Annotated in this window: 18 protein-coding genes and 1 riboswitch; of the genes, 15 read left to right on the top strand and 3 right to left on the bottom strand. The window is 71.8% G+C overall.

From position 1 onward, the window contains the following. Both AB0N02_RS23155 and AB0N02_RS23150 read left to right on the top strand, forming a co-directional pair. Positions 1 to 1,308, top strand: a complete 1,308-nt coding sequence (locus AB0N02_RS23155; RefSeq protein WP_363950014.1) for an ArgE/DapE family deacylase — start codon at positions 1 to 3, stop codon at positions 1,306 to 1,308. 240 nt (positions 1,309 to 1,548) lie between these two features. Continuing rightward, positions 1,549 to 4,080, top strand: coding sequence for a penicillin acylase family protein (locus tag AB0N02_RS23150; RefSeq protein ID WP_363950011.1), 2,532 nt, complete (start codon positions 1,549 to 1,551; stop codon positions 4,078 to 4,080). Positions 4,081 to 4,388: 308 nt separating this feature from the next. Here the strand turns inward: AB0N02_RS23150 and AB0N02_RS23145 are convergent, their stop codons facing one another. Next, a complete protein-coding gene (locus AB0N02_RS23145; protein ID WP_363950008.1) occupies positions 4,389 to 6,779 on the bottom strand; it encodes a helicase-associated domain-containing protein in 2,391 nt (796 codons plus the stop codon). A gap of 420 nt (positions 6,780 to 7,199) precedes the next feature. Then, on the bottom strand, positions 7,200 to 7,715 hold the full coding sequence (locus tag AB0N02_RS23140; protein WP_363950216.1) for an ATP-binding protein: 516 nt from the start codon (positions 7,713 to 7,715) through the stop codon (positions 7,200 to 7,202). A gap of 225 nt (positions 7,716 to 7,940) precedes the next feature. On the opposite strand from AB0N02_RS23140, the gene AB0N02_RS23135 reads away from it, so the two are divergent. The 3 genes from AB0N02_RS23135 (at position 7,941) to AB0N02_RS23125 (ending at position 9,381) form a co-directional block, all read left to right on the top strand. Then, on the top strand, positions 7,941 to 8,762 hold the full coding sequence (locus AB0N02_RS23135; protein ID WP_363950005.1) for a helix-turn-helix transcriptional regulator: 822 nt from the start codon (positions 7,941 to 7,943) through the stop codon (positions 8,760 to 8,762). After that, entirely contained in the window at positions 8,763 to 8,999 is a 237-nt protein-coding gene (locus AB0N02_RS23130) for a DUF397 domain-containing protein (protein WP_271218725.1), read from the top strand. A gap of 112 nt (positions 9,000 to 9,111) precedes the next feature. Then, positions 9,112 to 9,381 (top strand): hypothetical protein, encoded by a 270-nt coding sequence (locus AB0N02_RS23125; RefSeq protein ID WP_363950002.1) that lies wholly within the window; start codon positions 9,112 to 9,114, stop codon positions 9,379 to 9,381. A gap of 108 nt (positions 9,382 to 9,489) precedes the next feature. Here AB0N02_RS23125 and AB0N02_RS23120 read toward each other — a convergent pair whose 3' ends face one another. Beyond that, the gene (locus tag AB0N02_RS23120) at positions 9,490 to 10,071 is read right to left on the bottom strand and encodes a histidine phosphatase family protein (protein ID WP_363949999.1); all 582 of its coding nucleotides are present in this window, start codon (positions 10,069 to 10,071) and stop codon (positions 9,490 to 9,492) included. 173 nt (positions 10,072 to 10,244) lie between these two features. Between AB0N02_RS23120 and AB0N02_RS23115 the strand changes: the two genes are divergently transcribed. The 10 genes from AB0N02_RS23115 (at position 10,245) to AB0N02_RS23070 (ending at position 21,364) form a co-directional block, all read left to right on the top strand. Next, complete coding sequence (locus AB0N02_RS23115) at positions 10,245 to 11,096, top strand: Gfo/Idh/MocA family oxidoreductase (protein WP_363949996.1); 852 nt, start codon at positions 10,245 to 10,247, stop codon at positions 11,094 to 11,096. A 143-nt stretch (positions 11,097 to 11,239) separates the two neighbouring features. Next, positions 11,240 to 11,380, top strand: a riboswitch (adenosylcobalamin (AdoCbl) riboswitch). Positions 11,381 to 11,425: 45 nt separating this feature from the next. Continuing rightward, positions 11,426 to 12,406: an ABC transporter substrate-binding protein gene (locus AB0N02_RS23110; protein ID WP_363949994.1), complete on the top strand. Its 981-nt coding sequence runs from the start codon at positions 11,426 to 11,428 to the stop codon at positions 12,404 to 12,406. Positions 12,407 to 12,589: 183 nt separating this feature from the next. After that, positions 12,590 to 13,555, top strand: coding sequence for an iron ABC transporter permease (locus AB0N02_RS23105; protein WP_363950213.1), 966 nt, complete (start codon positions 12,590 to 12,592; stop codon positions 13,553 to 13,555). After that, positions 13,552 to 14,331 (top strand): ABC transporter ATP-binding protein, encoded by a 780-nt coding sequence (locus tag AB0N02_RS23100; RefSeq protein WP_363949991.1) that lies wholly within the window; start codon positions 13,552 to 13,554, stop codon positions 14,329 to 14,331. Before AB0N02_RS23105 ends, AB0N02_RS23100 begins: the two co-directional genes overlap by 4 nt. Positions 14,332 to 14,381: 50 nt before the next feature. After that, positions 14,382 to 15,035 (top strand): adenosylcobinamide amidohydrolase, encoded by a 654-nt coding sequence (locus AB0N02_RS23095; protein ID WP_363950210.1) that lies wholly within the window; start codon positions 14,382 to 14,384, stop codon positions 15,033 to 15,035. Between the two features lie 62 nt (positions 15,036 to 15,097). Then, complete coding sequence (locus tag AB0N02_RS23090) at positions 15,098 to 15,694, top strand: Uma2 family endonuclease (RefSeq protein WP_363949988.1); 597 nt, start codon at positions 15,098 to 15,100, stop codon at positions 15,692 to 15,694. Between the two features lie 309 nt (positions 15,695 to 16,003). Next, positions 16,004 to 17,716, top strand: a complete 1,713-nt coding sequence (locus AB0N02_RS23085; RefSeq protein WP_363949985.1) for a zinc ribbon domain-containing protein — start codon at positions 16,004 to 16,006, stop codon at positions 17,714 to 17,716. Further along, positions 17,716 to 19,308 carry a serine/threonine-protein kinase gene (locus AB0N02_RS23080; protein WP_363949983.1) on the top strand — a complete coding sequence of 531 codons (1,593 nt, stop codon included), beginning with the start codon at positions 17,716 to 17,718 and terminating at the stop codon, positions 19,306 to 19,308. The genes AB0N02_RS23085 and AB0N02_RS23080 overlap by 1 nt, the downstream gene beginning before the upstream one ends. Before the next feature lie 79 nt (positions 19,309 to 19,387). Beyond that, the gene (locus AB0N02_RS23075) at positions 19,388 to 20,647 is read left to right on the top strand and encodes a sensor histidine kinase (protein ID WP_363949980.1); all 1,260 of its coding nucleotides are present in this window, start codon (positions 19,388 to 19,390) and stop codon (positions 20,645 to 20,647) included. A 54-nt stretch (positions 20,648 to 20,701) separates the two neighbouring features. Continuing rightward, positions 20,702 to 21,364 carry a response regulator transcription factor gene (locus AB0N02_RS23070; protein WP_363949977.1) on the top strand — a complete coding sequence of 221 codons (663 nt, stop codon included), beginning with the start codon at positions 20,702 to 20,704 and terminating at the stop codon, positions 21,362 to 21,364. Positions 21,365 to 21,476: the final 112 nt, after the last annotated feature.

The following is a 21,476-nucleotide window of genomic DNA, read 5'->3' as shown; positions in this document are numbered from 1 at the left end:
ATGGCCGAGAGCGGGTCCGGCGGCGTGCCGGCCGGTGGCGCCCCCGATGGCGTGTCCGACGCCGAGGCGAGGGTGCTGAACGCCTTGGACGACGCCGAGACGGTCGCCCTGCTGGCCGAGCTGGTGCGGGTGCCGAGCGTGACCGGCACCGCCGCCGAGTCGGAGCTGCAGCACCGCTGCGGACGGCTGCTGGCCGAGGCGGGACTGGACGTCGACCTGTGGAGGCTCGACCTCGACGCGCTCGCCGCCGCCCCCGGATTCCCCGGAACGGAGGCCCCGCGCACCGAGGCCTACGGCGTGGTCGGCGTCACCGGGGGCGAGGGCGAGCCCGCGCTCGTCCTGCAGGGGCACGTGGACGTGGTGCCCATCGGCGACCCGGCCAGGTGGGAGGGGGCGGACCCCTTCGGCGCCGGGATCGTCGGCGACGTCCTGCACGGCAGGGGGGCCTGCGACATGAAGGCCGGGCTCGCGGCGAACCTCGCCGTCGCCGCCGCGCTGCGCAGGTCCGGCGTACGGCTCGCCCGGCCGCTGGCCGTGCACTGCGTCGCGGGGGAGGAGGACGGCGGCCTGGGGGCCTTCGCCACCCTGGCCCGCGGCCACCGGGGCGAGGCGGCGGTGATCACCGAGCCGACCGGCGGGGCGATCATCGCCGCGACGGCGGGCGCGCTGACGTTCCGGATCGAGGTCGAGGGGCGTGCGGCCCACGGCGCGACCCGCTACGAGGGCGTCAACGCGCTGGAGGTCTTCTGGCCGGTCTTCGAGGCGATCAGGCGCCTGGAGGCCGACCGCAACCGCGACCCCGACCCGATCTTCGCGGGCAACCCGCTGCCGTACCCGATCGAGATCGGCACGGTCCGCGCGGGCGACTGGGCCAGCAGCGTGCCCGACCTGCTCGTCGCGGAGGGCAGGCTCGGCGTGCTCCTGGACGAGGATCCGGCCGAGGCCCGCCGCGCCCTGGAGACGGTGGTCGCCGGGCTGGACCATCCGTGGCTGCGGGAGCATCCCCCTGCGGTCACCTGGCCCGGCGGGCAGTTCGCGAGCGGGCGGCTGCCGGCCGGGCACGAGCTGCTCGGCCAGGTCGCCTCCGCGGTGGCCGACGTGACCGGGAGCCGTCCCGCCGAGACGGCCGCGCCGTACGGCAGCGACCTGCGCCTGTACGCCGCGGGCGGCGTCCCGGCCCTGCACTACGGGCCCGGTGACGTGCGCCTGGCCCACGCCCCGCGAGAGCGGGTCGAGCTGCGGGAGGTGCGCCGGGTCAGCCGGGTGCTCGCGCTGCTGGCCGTACGGCGCTGCGGGGTCCGGGGCTGAGCGGTCCCGGACCGCGCCTCCGCGGACGCCGGCCGACCGGGACGCCCCTTCCCGGGGGCCAGCCCGAGGCCGGGCGGAGCCGGGACCGGAGGGGTGGGGGCGGGGCGAACGGCGGCTGGAGTCACTCGGGAGCTGGGGCGAATGAGTGTCGAGTCCGAAAAGCTACCTGTAAGTAACCGAAGTCACACGAGTACGTCTCACACTTGATGGCGCGTCACTTGTGCGATGAAAGGTGATTTTGTGAGGATTGCGCCATTTGCCCGTCTGTCGCGTCCGCTCCGCTGGACGGCCAGAATCCTCACCGCTGTCGTCATCCTGGCGACCCTGCTCGCCGGAGCCGCGACCTGGACGGTCACGCGCTCCTTCCCCCAGCTCGCCGGACAGATCGCGCTCCCCGGCCTGAACGCGGCCGTGACCGTCTACCGGGACGCCGAGGGCGTCCCGCAGATCTACGCCGACACCCCCGCCGACCTGCTCAAGGCGCAGGGCTACGTGCACGCCCAGGACCGCTTCTGGGAGATGGACTTCCGCCGCAAGACCACCGCGGGCCGCCTCTCCGAGCTCTTCGGCTCCTCGACCCTCGGCGTCGACAAGGTCGTCCGCACGCTCGGCTGGCGGCGCACCGCCGAGGCCGAGCTCTCCGTGATCAAGCCCGAGACACAGCAGGCCCTGGAGGACTACGCCGCCGGGGTCAACGCCTGGATGGCCCAGCACGACGGCTTCGCCGAGCGGAGCCTGGAGTACGGCGTGCTCAAGCTCACCAACGGGGACTACGAGCCCGAACCCTGGAGCCCCGCCGACTCCCTCGCCTGGCTCAAGGCGATGGCCTGGGACCTGCGCTCCAACATGGGCGACGAGCTGGACAGGGCGCTCATCGCCTCCAGGATCCCGGCCGATCGGGTCGGGCAGCTCTTCCCCGACTACCCCTTCGACCGCAACCGGCCCATCCTGTCCGGGCCCGTCGCGCCCGGACGACTGCCCGCCGCGGGCGCGACGCCGGGGGCGGGGGCGGGGGTGACGGCCGCGCTCGCCCGGGTCGCCGGCCTCGTGGACGCGGCGCCGTCCCCGTTCGGCACCAAGGGGGGCGACTTCGCGGGGATCGGCTCCAACTCGTGGGTGATCGGCGGCGCCCACACCGCCACCGGCAAGCCGCTGCTCGCCAACGACCCGCACCTCGGGCCCCGGATGCCGTCGATCTGGTACCAGGCCGGGCTGCACTGCCGTACCAGGAGCGCGGCCTGCCCCTACGACGTGACCGGCTACACCTTCGCCGGGCTGCCCGGCGTGATGATCGGTCACAACGCCAGGATCGCCTGGGGCTTCACCAACCTCGGCCCCGACGTCACCGACCTCTACCTGGAGCGGACGAGGGGCGACAGCGTCGAGATCGCGGGCGAGTGGAGGCCGATGGAGGTGCGCATCGAACGGATCAAGGTGGCGGGCGGCGAGCCCGTCGAGCTGAGGATCCGCGCCACCCCGCACGGCCCGATCGTCTCCGGCGTGCTCGGTGACGCGCGCGAGGCCGTACCGGGGGCCACGGCGAACCTGGGGGAGAAGGCCGACGGGATCGAGGTCGCGCTCCGCTGGACCGCGCTCGACCCCGGCCGCACGGCGGACGCCATCCTGCTGCTCAACCGGGCGGAGAACTTCGAGCAGTTCCGCGAGGCCGCGTCGTCCTTCGAGGCCCCGGCGCAGAACCTGATCTACGCCGACGTGGACGGCAACATCGGCTACCAGGCGCCCGGCAGGATCCCGGTGCGCGCCGAGGGCGACGGCCGCTGGCCCGCGCCCGGCTGGACCGGCAAGCACGAATGGATGGGGTTCGTCCCCTTCGACAAGCTCCCCTACGCCTACAACCCGCCCCAGGGCTACATCGTCACCGCCAACAACGCCGTCATGCGGCCGGTCAAGGACCTGTTCCTGACCTCCGACTGGTCCTACGGCTACCGCTCCCAGCGCATCGCCGACCGGATCGACGAGGAGATCGGCAAGGGAAAGATCACCGCGGAGACCATGGGCGCGATCCAGATGGACGACCGCAACGGCTTCGCCCCGGTGCTCGTCCCGCACCTGCTCCGCGTCGGGGCGCCCAACGACACGCTCAAGGACTGGGACTACGGCCAGGGCCGCGACTCGGCCGGCGCCGCGTACTTCAACGCGGTCTGGCGGCACCTGCTCGGGCGCACCTTCGAGGACGAGCTGACCGGTGCCACCAGGCCCGGTGGCGGCGACCGCTGGTACGAGGTCGTCAGATCCCTCCTGGAACGGCCGGACGACCCCTTCTGGGACGACGTGCGGACCGCGGACCGGACCGAGCGCCGCGACGACATGCTGAAGGCCGCCATGGCCGACGCGGACGCCGAGCTGCGGAAGCTGCTGGGCGACTCCCCGAAGGACTGGAAGTGGGGAGACCTGCACACCCTGGAACTCACCCACGAGACCTTCGGCACCAGCGGCATAGCGCCGATCGAATGGCTGTTCAACCGCGGCCCGCTGCGCACGGCGGGCGGCAAGGACGCCGTGAACGCCACCGGCTGGGACGCCACCCAGGGCTACGAGGTGAACTGGGTGCCGTCGATGCGGATGATCGTGGACCTGGCCGACCTCGACCGCTCGCGATGGATCAACCTGACCGGCGCCTCCGGCCACGCCTTCCACACCAACTACAACGACCAGTCCGAGCTCTGGGCGAACGGCCGGACCACCCCGATGCGTTTCACCGAGACGGCCGTCAGGGAGAACGCCGCCGACACCCTCACCCTGACCCCCTGATACCTCCGCGCCGGGGGACCGGTATCGGTCCTCCCGGAACCTCCCCGGATGTCACCGCCCCTGCCCCTGCCCGTTTCCCGGGCAGAGGCCGGTCGCCCGGAACCTCTCCGGATGTCACCCCCTGTGTCCGGGGGTAGATGCCGATCCTGGGACCGGTCCGGGTCCGGCTGTACTGTCACCCCCTGTGTCCGGGGGCGGATGTCCTTCATCGTGTCCGCGATCCCTCCGGCGCCGGTACGGCGAGCGGTGGTGCGGCCTGAGCGGCGCGGGTGGGCGGTGCGTGGCCGGTCGACCTTCCGGCGGTGAGGTCAGACGTAGGCCCCTCTGACCTCGACGATGTCGGCCAGCGGGAACTCCAGGTAGTCTCCCGCCTCCTCGCACCAGGCGTCGAGCACGCCGCTGCGCAGCTCGCCGTGGCTGATGGTCGCGGTCAGGCCGTCGGTCAGCGTGATCGCCGCCCGCACGCCCCGGTCGACCACGAACCCGAGCAGCGACTGCTGGGCGGTCGGCAGCCGGGAGGCCATCCGGCCGATCACCGCCCACGTCCTGCCGTTCTGCTGGGAGCCGCCTTCCGTGGAGAGCAGCCGCTGGGCGTGCTCGCGCGGGTCGGGCGGCGCCTCGAACAGCGGATACGGCGGCTGCTCGAACTCGGCCACGCGACCGCCCGGCAGCAGGATCAGCCGCCCGTTCTGGGGCTCCTCGATCCGGGCGCGGCGGACGGTGATCTCCCCGGTGTCCTCGACGGGAACCGGGGCGTAGCCGTTCTCCCTGAGCGCGGCGAGGGTCTTGTCCGCGGGGAGGGCACTGGCGAGCACGGTCGGGGCGAGCAGCCGCAGGCCCAGCCTGGCCAGGCGCCGGTGCCCGGCGATCTCGGCCAGCAGCGTCGGATCGGAGGCCTGCACGATGCAGGCGACCGTGGTCACGGTGACCTCGCCGTGCCGTCTGGCGACGTCGCGCACGAGGTACTCCAGCGGCTGCGGCACCGTGCCCACCTCGGCGAGTTCGGCCAGCAGGTCGTCCGCGGTGCAGCCCGTGTCCATCGCCCTGCGCACGCTCACCGGGCTGAACCGCCACACCGAGGCGGCGCCCCTGGACTCGCGGTCGGCGGCCCGGTCGAGGAGCCCGGCCAGCTCGGCCGAGGGCGGGCCGGTCACCACCGCGGTGAGGTCGGCGCCGAACAGCGCGCTCCGCCGTACGCTGGCCAGCGCCCGGGTCGAGCACTCGACCAGCACCGGGTCGTTCTCCACGACCGGCGTGGAGTCGTCGTTCTCGTCCCCGGCGGTCTCCAGGGCGGCGAGGGCGCGGCCCAGGTCGGTGATCGTGTCGTAGGCGACCAGCCCGAGCATCCGGCCCTCCTCCAGCACGGCCGGGGCGCACTCGGCCAGAAGCGGCTGGTCGAGCAGCGGGGCGTGCCAGTGGGCGGACCCGATCAGCCCGTCCGGGTCGGCGCACGCCGTGCTGGCGGGCAGGCGCGCCAGCACGCCGAGCACCGCCCGTCTGGCCCGGGCGACCATGGCCCCGGCCGGATCGTCGCCGAGCACCGTGCCGTACTTGCCGTCGGTCCTGCGCAGCGACGAGCGTTCCATCCGCCACCACGCCGACAGCAGCACCCGCAGCCTGGCCGCCGCGTCGTCCAGCCGCCAGCGGTCGAACTTCTCGGTCGGCACCAGCCCGCCCGCCGAGTCGTCCCAGGCCAGCAGCCGGGCCACCGCGCAGATCTCCAGCAACAGCCGGGCCTCGTCCTCGTCGCACCCGGTGTCCCTGGCCAGCCTGCGCACCTCGCGCACGCCCACCCCGCCCGCCTTCAGCAGCGGCAGCGGGATCTTGGCGGTGTTCTCCAGCATCGCGGCGCAGCGCTCGACCACGTGCGGGGCGGCCAGCGTCATCAGGTGGTCGACGGCCTCGGGATCCACCGGGACGGTCGCCAGGTCGGGCGGGTGCGGGGTGAACGGCGGGTGGTAGTCGGGGCCGCGCAGCGCGAGCGCCACCTCCCGGGGCATCTCGGCGGTGTTCCAGTTCGGCCGGAAGAGCAGCCCGCGATCGCCGGCCCACTTCTCGGGGGACCCGGGCAGCACGAACCGGCCGCCGTCGACGTCGCGGACCGGGCCGTCCCAGGCGAACTCCTCGAGCAGCCGCCTCGTCCCCTTCGGGGCCCGGTCGAGCATGGCGGCCAGCCGCCCGGGATCGGAGAGCATCTCGGTGGCCTTGGTGATCGTGTGACGTTTGGGGCCGTGCGGAAGGCCGAGTGTCCTGGCGAGGGCGCGCAGGGCGTCGGCGCTGACGGTCCAGGAGTTCAGGTAGTGGGGGAGCGGCTCGCCGAGCCCGCACGGAGCCGTCCACCAGCGGGCGACGCCGCCGGAGATCCGGATGAGCCCCTCGTCGTCGGGCCAGGCCAGGGCGTGGTCGAACAGCAGGCCGATCCAGGGGGCCACCTCGGCCTCGGGCACGCCCATGAACCGGGCCAGCGCCTCGATGTCGATCCGGTCGCCCAGGGCCAGCGCGGCCTGCGCGATCTCCAACGCGGGCAGCGGAAGGCCGCGCATGACCGATATCACCGCGAACCCGTTGCCCAGGCGCTGTGCCAGGGTGTCCAGGCGGCGCGGCCACGGCGGGGCGATGGCGTCCGGTCTGTTGGCCAGAACCCGGGTGAGGCGTTCTTCGTCGAGGGTTTTCAACCAGCCGAGCAGGTGATCGTCCATCTCGCAGCTCTCTGCAGGAATCTCGCGCGGGGACTCTCCGTGAGCCATAAACATCCACGGTAATGCAGAGGGCATCTCTGACGGGATGCACCGCGCAGAATGCTACCGGTTCCGGTGATGTTCTCCGGGGTTTGACCGGTCCCGGGGCCGCCCGCGGGGGTACGTGGCGGCCCCGGTGACCGATCGGCGCCATATGAGGGGAAGAGGCGGCGCCTTCCGGGGAGGATCTGTGGCCGTGCGTCCGCGCGGCGGTGCCCGCGTCCGCGCGGCGGCGCGTCACGGGGACGTCGCAGCCGGAGACGGGCCGTCGGCGGGACGGGACCGGGGGCGGGCCGTCGCACGGACACCGGCACCGCCGTGGAGCGCAGGGGCGGCCGGAGGACCGGGGAGGCCGCTGGCGGGCCGGGAAGCCGGGGGAGGCTACCGGAGGATCGCCCAGACGATCTTTCCGTAGGGGGCCAGGGGCGCCCAGCCCCAGCGCAGGCTCAGCGACTCGACGATGTGCAGTCCGAGCCCGCCGATGTCCAGGGGTGACGGATCGCGCAGCGCGGGGAAGCCCGATCCCGGGTCGTTCAACGCGCAGGCGACCATGCCACCCCGGCGCAGCAGGGACAGCCTGATCGGCTCCTTGGCGCGTGACTCGGCCAGTCGCAGGCCGTGTCTGAAGGCGTTGGTAGCCAGTTCCGAGACGACGAGCTCCATGTTCTCGGTCAACTCGCTGAGCTTCCAGCCGATGAGCGTCCCCGTCGCGAAGCTGCGGGCGGAGTGGACCGACTCGGCCTGCGGGGGAAGCACGAATGTGGCGCTGGCCATGGCCGTGGATCCGGAGAGGAGATCACGGGCCGCGTCGGGCCACCAGCCGACGGGGGGCCACCAGTCGAGCGCCGTCCAGGAGGTTCGGGAGAGCGCGGTTTGGGCGGACTGCACAGCGATCATCATGGTGCAAACTCCCGTGCAGGTGCAAGAGCGAATGCACGTGCATAAGGTGTGTGCAACCGCTACGGTTACCCCTGAATTCGGCAATCGAGACAGAAAGGGGATCTTGTCCGCGGCTGGGGAATCTTGTGCCGCGAAGTGACAGACTGTCGATCAGGAAAGCGAGCGAGGAGCAGCCACGTGTCCATGGACCCGCCCGGTACCGGTTCCACCGTTCGGCGCATCATGCTCGGCGCAAGCCTGCGCCGGTTGCGTGAGGAGAAGGGACTACCGCGTGAGGTGGCCGGATTCCACATCCGCGCCTCGGAGTCCAAGATCAGCCGGATGGAGCTGGGCCGTGTCGGTTTCAAGACACGGGACGTGGAAGATCTGCTCACCCTGTACGGCGTGCTCGATGACGCAGAACGGCGCGGCCTGCTGGAGATGGTCCGCGAGGCGAACACCCCCGGCTGGTGGCACAAGTACGGCGATCTCCTGCCGAACTGGTTCACCACCTACGTGGGGCTGGAGGAGGCGGCGAACGTGATCCGCACCTATGAGGTGCAGTTCGTTCCCGGCCTGCTGCAGACGGCCGCCTACGCGCGCACCGTGATCCGGTTGGGCTACCCGGACGTGCCGGAGGCGGACATCGATCGTCGCGTGCACATGCGCATGCAACGTCAGGAGCGTCTGACGAAGAAGAACGGCCCACGCCTGTGGGCGGTCATCGACGAGGCGGCCCTGAAGCGCCCGATCGGAGGACGGGAGATCATGCGCGAGCAGCTCCAGCACCTGCTGGAGGTGGCCGCGCTGCCTAACATCACCATCCAGGTGATGCCCTTCCGGTTCGGTATGCACGCAGCCGAGGGTGGTGCGTTCAGCATCTTGCGGTTTCCCGAGTCCGACCTGTCGGACGTCGTTTATGTCGAGCAGCTCTGGGGTGCCCTCTACCTGGACAAGCGTGAGGACATCGATCCATACCTCACGGCCATGGAGCAGCTGTGCGTGGAAAGCACCACGCCTGGGGGCACCGCCGAGATCCTCGGCGACCTTCTCAGAGAGATCTAAATGAAGCACACCTACAACGGCATGCCCGCCACGGACCTGGCCGGGGCGAGTTGGCGTAAGAGTCGTCACAGCAACTCGACGGGCAACTGCGTCGAGCTGGCCGAACTGCCCGATGGCAGTATCGCGGTCCGGAACTCCCGTTTTCCCGGGGGGCCGGCACTGATTTACACCCGCGACGAGATCCGCGCGCTGGTGCTCGGGGTGAAGGACGGGGAGTTCGACAGCCTTACGGTGTAACGCCGTTTTTACATCAGGCGCGCCTGGTTAACCTCCGCGCGCCGGTGACGTAACTCGGGGAGCGGGTCGGCAGGGAAGAGTTTGGGTCAGCCAGCGAATGGGGGCCCAAGCCGTGTTCGACCAGATGACCCTGTATCCCGTGGCCGACGACGTGCTGTTCGCACCGGGCGGTCGCGTTGTGATCCGCACATATGGCGTCGCCTCACAGGCCACAGGCGACGGTGCGACCACTCCGGTGTCCTACCGCACATGGGTCACCGGAGTACGCGACCAGCCCCGTTACTGGCGGTGGAACCACTTCGAGGAAGCCCGCCGCGGTCACCGAGGGGTCCTCGAGTGGCTGACGGGCCGCGGTCCACGACCCGGCGTCACAGCCGTCTGAACGATCCGGTCCCGATCCCCGGGACCCGGATCCGGACTCCGGGCCCGGCTCGGTCCCGGACCGGGCGCCCGCTTCCGCGCCGGACACCCGGCCGGGCGGCACGCGCCCTCAGGCGGGAGCGTTCCAGGTGAGCACGACCGGCTCACCGTGTTCGAAGCCCAGCCGGGAGTAGGTGCCGGTGTCCAGGCGGAAGAGACGGCCGTCCTGCGGAGGCAGGCCGAGCCACCGGGCGCACAGCACCCGCAGGAAGTGACCGTGGGCGACCGCGACGACTTCGCCGTCGGCGGCGCGAGCCCTGGCGATCACCCGGTCGGCGCGCGCGGCGACCTCCTCCGCTCTCTCGCCGGGATGCTCGGCGTCACCTGGGATGACTCCGTCACGCCACAGGTGCCAGCCGGGACGCGTCCGCCGGATCTCCGGGGTCGTGATGCCCTCGTAGCCGCCGTAGTCCCACTCCCACAGGTCCGGGTCGACCTCGTAGGCGTCCAGCCCGGCGAGCTCGGCCGTACGGCGGGCCCGCCGGGCGGGGCTGACCAGGGTCAGGCCGAAGGACCTGCCCTTGACCAGCGGCGCGAGAGCCCGCGCCTGGTCCTCGCCCCTGCCGGTCAGCCGCAGATCGGTACGCCCGGTGTGGCGCCCGTCCCTGCTCCACTCGGTCTCGCCGTGCCGCAGCAGAATCATCTCGTCCATAGGGAACCCATCATGCCGGTACGGCCCGCGCCGCCCGGCCGATGCCTCACGGGTTCCCTCCACGTCCTCGCGCGCCGCTCCCCGCGAAGGGCTCCGGAACGCCGTGCCCGGGGCGCGGTCCGGGTACGGCCCGAGCGCGCGATCGGGTGACGGAGGCGTGAGAAGCTGGGGCGGTGACGATATCCGTGGGTTTGGTGGGCGCGGGGCCGTGGGCGGAGATGGTGCACGCGCCGATGCTGGCCGCCGGACCGGACACGCGCCTGGTGGGCGTGTGGGCCCGGCGCCCCGAGGCCGCCGCCAGATTCGGCGTCCCGGTCTTCAAGCGCGTCGAGGAGCTGTTCGACAACTGCGAGGCGGTCGCGTTCTCGGTGCCGCCCGCCGTACAGGCCGAGCTCGGCGTGCTCGCCGCCAAGGCGGGCAAGGCGCTGCTGCTGGAGAAACCGCTCGCCGCCGACCTGGACGGGGCCCGGCGGCTGGCCGGCGCGGTCGCCGAGGCGGGCGTGCCCTCCCAGATGGTTCTCACCTGGCGATACTCGGAGGCGACCAGGGCGTTCCTGGCCAGGGTCTCGGCCCTCGAACCGTTCGGCGGTCACGCGGCCAACGTCTCCGGGGCCCTGCTGGGCGACTTCACTTCCCCGTGGCGGCTGGAGCACGGCGCGATCCTCGACGTCGGCCCGCACATGATCGACATGCTGGACGCCGCGCTCGGCCGTGTCGTCGGCGTACGCGCCCACGGTAACCCGAGGGGATGGGTCGGCCTGCTGCTGGAACACGAGACGGGCGCGATCAGCGAGGCCTCGCTGTGCATGAGCGTGCCCGGTGAGACACCGCCCTCCCACGTGGACATCTACGGCCGTCTCGGCCACCAGCGCCTCGAGGGCGACCGGCTCGGCTCCGACGTCTTCGCCGTGATGCTCGCCGAGTTCGCCGAGACCGTCGAGCACGGCGGCGGCCACCCCCTCGACGCCGCGCACGGCCTGCGCCTGCAGGAGATCATCGCCGCGGCCGAACGACACCTCGGCTGACACCTCCACCTTCACGAACCCCCGCCCCGCCCCCGCGGCTTCCCACGCCCCTCCGGAGGTACGGGCACCGGGCGGAAAGGCCCGTGACGCGGGGTGAAGGCCCCGTGTCCAAACCTTGACGTGGGCTGCTCAGGGGGGATTGATAACGTTTATCCGACGCACGGCGCGTAGCGAAGTCCGGTGTGAGTCCGGCGCTGTCCCGCAACTGTCATGATCCTCAGGATCGAGCCAGGTCGCCTTCCGCCGTGCCGACGTCGTCGACCCTCGTGGAAAGGGTGACCCCGTCCCTTCACGGGTCTCTCTGTTCCGATGACCGAAAGGACCCCCGCGTGAGGCCCGTACCTCCCGCCCTCATCGGCGTGCTGCTCGGTGTGCTGACCCTGGCCGGATGCGGTCAGAGTTCCACCGCCCCCCAGGACGCGACCGCGACGTCGCCGGCGCCCTCCTCGGCGTCCACGGCAGGATCCCCGGGATCCACAGGGGCCGCGGGCTTCCCCGTCACGGTGCAGGCGGGCAACGGTCCCGTCGTCGTCCCGAAGAGGCCCGAACGGATCGTCTCGCTGTCACCGACCGCCACCGAGAGCCTCTTCGCCGTCGGCGCGGGCGCCCAGGTCGTCGCGGTCGACGACCAGTCCAACTACCCGGCGGAGGCGCCCAAGAGCAGCCTGTCCGGCTTCAAGCCGAACGTCGAGGCGATCGTCGCCCAGAAGCCCGACCTGATCGTGCTCGCCAACGACATCGACGGCGTCGTCGCCAAGCTGGGCACGCTCGGCGTGCCGGTGCTGCTCGAACCCGCCGCGACCAAGTTCGACGACGCCTACGACCAGATCGCCGACCTCGGCGCGGCCACCGGCAACCAGGCCAAGGCCGATGAGGTGGTCACCGGCATGAAGGAGCGGATCGAGACGCTGGCCGCCGCCGCGCCCCGGGACAAGAAGCTCACCTACTACCACGAGCTGGACAGCACCCCCTACTCGGTCACGTCCACCACCTTCATCGGCCAGGTCTACGGCCTGTTCGGCCTGACCAACATCGCCGACAAGGCCCCCGAGGCGGCGGGCGGCTATCCCAAGCTGTCGGCCGAGTTCGTCGCCAAGGCCGACCCGGACCTCGTCTTCCTGGCCGACACCAAGTGCTGCGGCCAGTCGAAGGAGACCCTGGCCAAACGTCCCGGCTGGTCCGGCCTCTCCGCGATCAAGAACGACCAGGTCGTCCTCCTCGACGACGACATCGCCTCCCGCTGGGGGCCCCGGGTCGCCGACCTCGCCGAGCAGGTCGGCGCCGCCGTCAAGAAAGCCGCGACCAGCTAAGTGACCGACCTCTCCCGCCCCGAGGCCTCGCTCGGTGGCGATCCGGCACCTCGGCCCGGGGGTGACCCGTCACCCCCGCCCGGCGGTGGCGCCGAGCCCCGGGCGGCCGGGTTCCGTCCGCCGCGGGCGACCGGGCTCCGCCCGCCGGTGGCGGTCGCGGCCTCCTGCGTCCTGCTGGCGAGCATGTTCGCGGCCCTGCTGATCGGCGCGGCGGGCATCGAGCCGCAGAAGGTGGCGCTGCAACTGCTCGACTGGCTGCCCTTCGTCTCGGTCGACTCGGGACTGGCACCGGTCGAGAAGGGGCTGCTGTTCGAGCTCCGGCTGCCCAGGGTCCTGCTCGCCGCGATCGTCGGCGGCCTGCTGGCCTGCGCGGGCGCCGGATACCAGGGGGTGTTCCGCAACCCGCTGGCCGACCCCTACCTGCTGGGCGCCGCCGCGGGAGCGGGGCTGGCGACCACGGCGGCGATCGTGTTCGCCAGGGGCGACGGCAACACGCTCCTCATCCCGGTCGCCGCGTTCGCCGGGGCCATCGGCGGCGTGCTGCTCGCCTACGCGCTGGGCAACGTCGCGGGCCTGCGCGGCGGCACAGCCACGCTGGTCCTCGCGGGCGTGGCCGTCACCTCCTTCCTCACCGCGATCCAGACCTTCCTGCAACAGCTCAACGTGGAGGAACTCCAGCGGGTCTACGGCTGGATCCTGGGCAACGTCGGCGGTGGCTGGGAGCAGGTCAGGCTGGTCGTGCCGTACGCCCTGGTCTCGGTGGTGGTCATGCTGCTGTACGGCAGGCTGCTGGACGTCCTGTCGGTCGGCGACGACGAGGCGGCGGGTCTCGGCGTCGACGTCGCCCGGGTCCGGCTCGTCGTGCTGCTGGCCGCCTCCCTGGCGACCGCCTCGGCCGTCGCGGTCAGCGGGCTGATCGGCTTCGTCGGCATCGTGGTCCCGCACGTGGTCCGCCGCCTGGCCGGGGGGTCCTACCGCGTCGTGCTCCCGCTCTCGCTGGTCGGCGGTGCCGCCTTCCTGGTCCTGGCCGACCTGATCGCCCGCACCGTGATCGCCCCGGCGGAGCTGCCCATCGGGGTGGTCACCGCCTTCGTCGGCGCGCCGTTCTTCGTGGCCGTGCTGCGCCTGACCAGGCGGGTGGACACGTGAGCCGCGTCGAGGTGAGGGACCTCACCGTCGTCCGCGGGACGCGGACCGTGCTGTCGGGCGTCGGGCTCGCGGTGGGCGGCGGCGACTGGCTCGCCGTGATCGGGGCCAACGGCGCGGGCAAGTCCACCCTGCTCAAGGCGCTGGCCGGGGTGCTCCCGTACTCGGGGGAGGTGCTCGTCGACGGCACGCCGGTGCGCGCGCTCAAGCCCAGGGAGCGGGCCCGTCTGCTCGCCTACGCCCCGCAGTCCCCGGTGCTTCCCGCCGACATGACCGTCTTCGACTACACCCTGCTGGGCCGCACGCCGTACATCTCCCATCTGGGCCGCGAGAGCCGCCGGGATCGGGAGGTGACCGCCTCGGTGCTGGAACGGCTCGGCCTGTCCTCGTTCGCCTCCCGTCTGCTCGGTCACCTGTCGGGCGGTGAGCGCCAGCGGGTCGTGCTGGCCAGGGCGCTGACGCAGCAGGCCCCGGTGCTCCTGCTCGACGAGCCGACCACCGCCCTGGATCTGGGGCACCAGCAGCAGGTCCTGGAGCTCGTCGACCGGCTCCGGCTGGCCGACGGGCTGACCGTCGTCACGACCCTGCACGACCTGAGCCTCGCGGGGCAGTACGCCGACTCGATGATGCTCGTCGCGGGCGGCGGGGCGGCGGCGTCCGGCGTGCCGGCCGACGTGCTCACCGAGAAACTGATCGCGGAGCATTTCGACGCCCGCGTCCGCGTCGTGACCGGCGCGGGCGGCAGACCCGAGGTCCACCTGGAGCGCCCTTGTACCTGAAGCCGAACCGCCGTGACGAGAGCCGGGACGATCTTTCCCGCCGGCGGGCGATGACGCTGAGCCACCGCGAGGAGGACGGGGCCAGGCTGGCCTCGCTGCTGTGGGAGTTCGGCCCCGGCCGGCGGGCGATCTCCTCGGCGATGGTCGGCGGCGGCATCGGCCCCGTCGGGTGGGTGCTCAACGCCCAGGTGCCCGGCGGCTACTCGCGGATGGACCCGGTGGAGCACCTGCTGGAGATGGCCCCGCCCGGACCCGGCGTCGGCATGCTGACGGCGGCCGCGGTCGACCGCTTCACCCGGGCGTCCGACGGGGGAGCGGAGGCGGTGGCGACCGTGGGCCTGCGCGTCCCCACCTGGGCCGCGGCCCCCGACGGCGTCCCCGACCCCGAGCTGGCCCCCGTGTATCTGCCCGGCACGATCAACATCGTCGTCACGCTCCCGGTCGCGATGACCGACGCGGCCCTGGTCAACGCCGTCATGACGGTGACCGAGGCCAAGTCCCAGGCGCTGATCGAGGAGGGGTTCCCCTGTACGGGCACCGCCTCGGACGCGGTGTGCGTGGCCGTGCGGGAGGAGGGACCGCGCGAGCTGTTCGGCGGCCCCCGCTCGACGTGGGGCGCGCGCATCGCCCGCGCGGTCCACGACGCCGTACGGCGAGGCGCCCACGAGTGGGCGAACCGTGATGCCTCGACTACTTCAAGTTAGGGAATTGCGGGAAGTAGCATGTGGACGGAGGCGAGACTCCCGATACTGGGTGGGTGACCGCGATGGCGACGAAAGAGCCGACGGCAGGGCCGACGACCAGGCGGACGGTTCTTCCAGGAGAGCCGCCGTTCACCGTCGACGACCTGCTCGAGTTCCCCGACGACGGGAACCGCTACGAGCTCTTCACTGGGAGCCTACTGGTGAGTCCCTCTCCGACCCCCCTGCATCAGCGTGCGATCGCCCGTCTTCTGAGGATTCTCGAAGACGCCGCGCCGCCGGAGTTCGAACCGCTTCCGGAGGTGAACCTCCGGGTAGGCCCCCACGACTTCTTCATCCCCGATCTCGTCGTGGTGCACACGGAGGCCGTCGCGGAGACGGAGCTGATGTTCACGCCGGACGACGTCCTGATGGCGGTCGAGGTCGTCAGTCCCGCCACCCGGATGCGCGACCGGCACATGAAGCGGTCGGCGTACGCGGAGGCGGGAATCGAGCTGTACTGGCGGGTCGAGCTGTCCGGCGGCCCCTGCCTGCACGTCCACGAACTGGTGGGAGACGACTACAAACCGGTGGGCAAGCACGAGGCGGGCAGGGTGGCTGGCCTGCTCGCCCCGTTCGAGGTGAGCTTCGATCCCGCCGTGCTGATCCGCCCCCGCGGTTGACCGGGGCGCGGGGCCGCGCGGCCGGGGCCGTATCGCGCGACTTCCGTCGGCGGAACGTACGGCCGGAATGGCCGGAGAGGGTGACGAGACCCCGGTGCGGGGCCCGTCCGGTGGAATTCACGAGCTGTCCGATATGTTCGTTTTGTCGGTTGATCCTCGTGTCGCGACCGCTCTGTCCACCGGGTTTTCCATCGTATTCACTCATCAAGTGGGACTTGTTTCCTTACCAAGCGCTTGTCTGCATGCACCGCTATTGACTTCTGCAATACGGTTGCCACGCTTGTCCTAATCCCCCCACATGGAGTGGCGATGCGGCGGTTCGGCTTGGCTCTGGCGCTCCTCGGCGGTCTCACTCTGGCGACCGCCGCGACGACCCCTGCCCTCGCCCACGAGCATCCCAGCGGAATCACCGACCTGGTGACCCCCGCGGTCGTCAGGGTCGAGGCCACGGCGCGGGTCGACATCACCCTGCTGGACCACATCGGCGAGCTGGTTCACGTGGAACGCAGCTACGAGGTGCCGATCGGCAGCGGCAGCGGGACCGTCGTCAACCCCGAGGGCGGCGTCGTCACCCTCACCCGGGTGGTCAAGAACGACAAGGACATCGCGGTGTACGCCGCCAACAAGATCTTCGCCGAGCACCACAAGGTCAAGATCCCCGACGACTTCGAGCGGCACACGCTCAAGGACCACCTGCTCAACCACCACCTGCAGGAGTGCTACCCGCCCAAGCAGCCGACCGCCACCTGCATCGTCGACGTCACCACCGAGATCCGCGTCTTCCCCAACATCTCCCCGCCGGACAAGGAGGGGTTCAAGGCCGAGATCGTCCGCTCCGGGGACCGGCCCGACAGCCCCGCCGTGCTGATGCCCGTCGGGCGTGCCGACGGCAGCGCCGGGCTGCCGACGGCGCCGCTCGCCGCCCAGGTGCCCGGCAAGGAGGTCTCGCCGGTCGAGGTCGCCGGGTTCACCGGACGGCCCGCGGTGAACCTGCCGGAGACCGTGGAGATCGCCCACCTGAAGGGCGGGGGCGCGGGCGAGAACGGACGCGGGTTCGGAGACCCGGAGAACAAGGTCGACGAACCGCAGAAGGTGGGCGCGCTGGTCGACAGGGGCCTGCTCGGCGGCCCGGTGATCGAGGACAAGAAGGGCGAGGTCGTCGGGCTGCTGGTCGGCGGCGGCAAGGACGGCCGGATGATCGGGATCCGGGAGGTCACCAAGGCGCTGGCCGAGGCCAAGGTCGTGCCCAGGCGCGGTCCGATCGACGCCGCCTTCGAGCAGGCGCTGACCCGCTTCCACACCCACTACTACGGCGACGCGGTCCCCGCCTTCCAGCGGGTCCTCGACCTCTATCCCGGGCACACCGTGGCGGCCGCGCACCTGAGGACCGCCCAGCAGAAGCGCGGCACCGCAGAGGACGAGGGGGCGAAGAAGGCGGACGCCGCGAGCGGCGGCGGTGCCGGGCTTCCGCTGTGGCCCTTCGTCGCCGGTGGCGCCCTGCTGGTGCTGGCCGTGCTGGCTGGAGCGTTCCTGCTGTGGAGGAGGAGGGACGCCGCCGAGGACGACGCCCCCGAGGAGGAGCCCGAGCCGGACCGCTCCGGGGAGCGGAACCGTTCCGAGGCTCCAGGCCCGCTCTCCGGGCCGCCTCCCGCGGCGCTGCCGCTCGACGGGCCGGCCGATCCCACGGTGGTGGTCGGCCGTTCCTTCCCCGCGCTGCCCAGGGTGACCTCCTCGTCCACCTCGCCGGGCCGGCCCGTGCTGGTCGCGCGGGACCCCGGCGCCGAACCGGCCGTCCGGGACGGCGGGACCGCTCCGGGGGCACGGGACGGCGGGACCGTCCCGGGCCTGCGTGAGACCGGGGTCACCACGGGCGCGCGTGAGGCCGGGGTCGCTCCGGCGGCGTGGGAGAGCGGGGCCAGGCCAGCGGACGCCGTCGTCCAGAAGTACTGCACCGCCTGCGGAATGCGGCTGGGCCCCGCGCATCGTTTCTGCGGCTACTGTGGCCACCCCTCCGAGACGTGATGGCAGTGAACGACAGAGCTCTGATCGGCCAGGAGGTGGCCGGCTACTACATCGAGGACCTCATCGGCAAGGGCGGCATGGCCGTGGTCTACCTCGCCGTCGACCCCCGGCTGAACCGCCGGGTCGCGTTGAAGATCCTCAACCCGCTGCTCGGCGAGGACGACCGCTTCCGCCAGCGCTTCGTCCTGGAGTCGCGGACGGTCGCGAGCATCGACCACCCCAACATCATCCCGATCTACGAGGCCGACTCCGCCGAGGACGGGACGCTCTACATCGCGATGCGCTACGTCGACGGCCCCGACCTGCGCCGCCTGTTCTACGACCGGGGGCCGATGCAGGTCAGCCAGGTCAGCCGGATCTTCGCCCAGGTGGCCGCCGCGCTGGACACCGCGCACGCGCACGACCTGATCCACCGCGACGTCAAGCCCGCCAACATCCTGATCGCGGGCCACACCGAGGGCGACCACGCCTACCTCACCGACTTCGGCATCACCAAGCACCGCACCTCGATCTCCGGGCTGACCCAGACCGACCAGTTCATCGGCACCCCGCGCTACATGTCGCCCGAGCAGATCAACAAGGAGCGCATCGACGGCCGCTGCGACCAGTACGGCCTGGCCTGCGTGGTCTACGAGGCGCTCGCCGGGCGGCTGCCGTTCCAGCGCGACAACGAGATCGCGCTGCTGTGGGCGCACCTGGCCGAGGCGCCCACGCCGCTCACCACGCTCAGGCCCGAGCTTCCGCTCGAGGTCGACGGCGTCATGGCGCGGGCGCTGGCCAAGGCGCCCGAGCAGCGCTACGAGACCTGCACGCGGTTCGTCGCCGAACTGCGCGACGCGATCAGCGGCCAGTCCTACCACCTCTCCCAGGGCGCCCAGTCCGCCCCGTCGACGCGGTCCTCCCAGGACGCCCCGAAGGCGAAGAGCGAGGGGAAGACCGGGAAGACCGGAAAGGCCGGGAAGAAGGGCGGGTCCAGGCCGGGGGCCTCGCGCATCCTCATCGGCGCGGGCGTGGCGATCGCGGCCGTCGTCGCGCTGGTCGCGCTCCTCGCCACGCTCCTGCGGGGCGGTGACGCGTGGGTGCCCTACGCGGGCTCGTCCGCCGTGCCGGTCGCCTTCGAGCACCCCGGAGGCTGGGTCCTGCGGGCGCACGCCGACGTGTTCGTGGTGACGTCGCCCAAGGCGGAGGAGTTCGACGCGCTGTTCGGCACGCCGGTCACCGCCGACTGGGCGAACGTGAACGAGATCATCAAGAACACCCCCGAGAAGGCCACCGGTCTCTACGCGCAGACCCTCGCGACCCTCGACCCCCGGAGCGGGGCCCAGCAGTTGCAGGAGACCCTGCAGTCCTCGCTGCCGGGCACGGTCAACGTCTTCTCCGAGGTGGTCCAGGTGCGGGTGGGCGGGCAGGCCGCCGTACGGATCGAGGGGTCGATCACCGATCCGCAGCGCGGCGGCAAACTGGACTTCACGGGATGGGCGGTCGAACGGCCCGGCGAACCCGCTCTTATGATCTATTTCTGCGCGCCGGGCACATGTGACAGCACACTGGCCAACAGGTTCGTGCGGAGCGTGGCATTCCAGACGTCCTGACTTGCGACCCACTTGTAAGCCACTTGTCTGGGTGTTTTGTCCCGTATGAATAAAGGACACGAGGGTTTAGTCTCCCCGCATGGCGGTTCCCTCTCCCCTCGCCCGGCATCCTCGCACCGTGCCCTCCACCCGGCGTCCCCGCGCGGCGTCGGCCCTCCGCTACCTCCGCCCGGCCTCGCTCGTCCGGCACCCGCGCACGGTGCCGAAGGCCGACCTCGTGATCGGCCTCGCGGTCATCGGCCTCGGCACGCTGGAGGCCTTCACCGTCGCCACCGACTACGGCGCGACCGAGACCCCCGAGCTGTGGTGGGTCGGTCAGGCGCTCGTCACCGGTGTGCTGGTGTGGTTCCGGCGCAAGGCGCCGGTCGCGGTCTTCATCCTGATGATCCTCGCCCAGTACATGTGGCACCGGCAGGGTTACGAGACCTGCCAGACCTGGCAGCTCGCGTCCCTGCTCATCGTCTTCCACACGGTCGGCGCCGAACTGCCCCTCAAACCGGGCCTCGCGTGGGCCGTGACCGGCGTCCTGGTCTTCGACTCGGGCGCCGTCGACCACCGCTGGCTCCCCTTCGACGAGGTCATCTTCCTCACCGTCGTCTTCGGCGCCGCCTACCTCACCGGCCTCGCCGTGCACGCCTACGCGGTCCGGGCCCACCGGCTGGCCGCCCACGCCATGCAGCTGGAACGCGACAGGGAACGCCAGGCCGCCGAGGCGGTCGCACAGGAACGGACCCGCATCGCCCGCGAGCTGCACGACGTGGTCGCGCACAGCGTCAGCATGATGGTCATGCAGGCCGGGGTGCTCCGCCGTGTGGGCGGGGGGAACGAGGAGATGCTGCTCGGCATCGAGCGGATGGGCCGCGAGGCGGTCGACGAACTGCGCGTCATGCTCGGCGCGCTGCGCATGCCGCTCGACGAGGCCATCCCGCAGCCGGGCCTCGACCTGCTGCCCGGAACGGTGAGCACGCTCGTCTCCTCCGGGCTGCGGATCACCCTCGACGTCGTCGGCGAGCCGGTACGGCTCCCGCCCGGCCTGGACCTGTCGGCCTACCGCATCGCGCAGGAGGCCCTCACCAACGCGGTCAAGCACGCGAGCGAGTCCGACATCCGGATCACGATCACCTACCACGCCGACCGCGTGGAGCTGGAGGTTCTGGACGGCGGCGGCGGCGCCCCGTCCGAGCTGTCGACGGGCAACGGCCTCGTCGGCATGCGTGAGCGCGCCGCGCTCTTCGGCGGCGGGTTCGAGGCGGGTCCTCGCCCCGAGGGCGGTTTCCGCGTCCACGCGTCCCTGCCGATCTCCCACCAGGAGGTGTTCGCCGATGAGCGGATCAAATGAGCTGACGACCTGGCAGATCTGTGAGACCGGCGAGCGGCCGGAGGAGGGGGAGAGATGAGCATTCGCATCGTGATCGCCGACGACCAGGCGATGGTCCGCGCCGGGCTGAAGCTCGTCGTGGAGAGCGAGCCCGGCATGGAGGTCGTGGGGGAGGCCCCCGACGGCGTCGAGGCCGTCGCGGTGGCCCGCCGTACGCGGCCCGACATCGTGCTGATGGACATCTCCATGCCGCGCATGGACGGCCTCACCGCGGCCAGGCAGCTTCTCGACTGGCCCGACCCGCCGAAGGTCGTCATGCTGACCACCTTCGACACCGACGAGAACCTCTACGCCGCGCTCCGCGCCGGGACCAGCGGGTTCCTGCTCAAGGTCTCGCCGCCCGAGCAGCTCGTCGAGGCCATCCGCGTGGTCGTCGGCGGCGACGCCCTGCTCGACCCGGCCGTCACCACCCGCGTCATCGCCTCCTTCGCCGGCCGCCACGAGCCCGCGCCTCCGCCGCAGCTGGCCGAGCTCACCCCGCGTGAGCTGGAGGTGCTGCGTTTCCTGGCCCGTGGCCTGACCAACGCCGAGATCGCCGGCGAGCTGTTCGTCGGCGAGGCAACGGTCAAGACCCATGTGGCTCGGGTACTCATGAAGCTTCATCTGCGTGATCGGGCTCAGGCGGTGGTCTTCGCGTACGAGTCGGGCGTGGTACGGCCGGGGGCGTCGGTCGGGTAGGGGGCCCTCGCGGGAGCGGCCGTGCGGTAGATCGTAGGCTTCCGTCTCCCCCCGGGACGTCCACCCCGGGGAGGACCCGCCATCCCCCTCGCGGGGTAACGGGTCCTCCCCG

Source organism: Streptosporangium sp. NPDC051022 (genome assembly GCF_040683035.1).
Taxonomy (GTDB): Bacteria; Actinomycetota; Actinomycetes; order Streptosporangiales; family Streptosporangiaceae; genus Streptosporangium.
The sequence above is the reverse complement of the archived record's forward strand: the minus strand, read 5'-3'. Positions and strand labels throughout refer to the sequence as shown.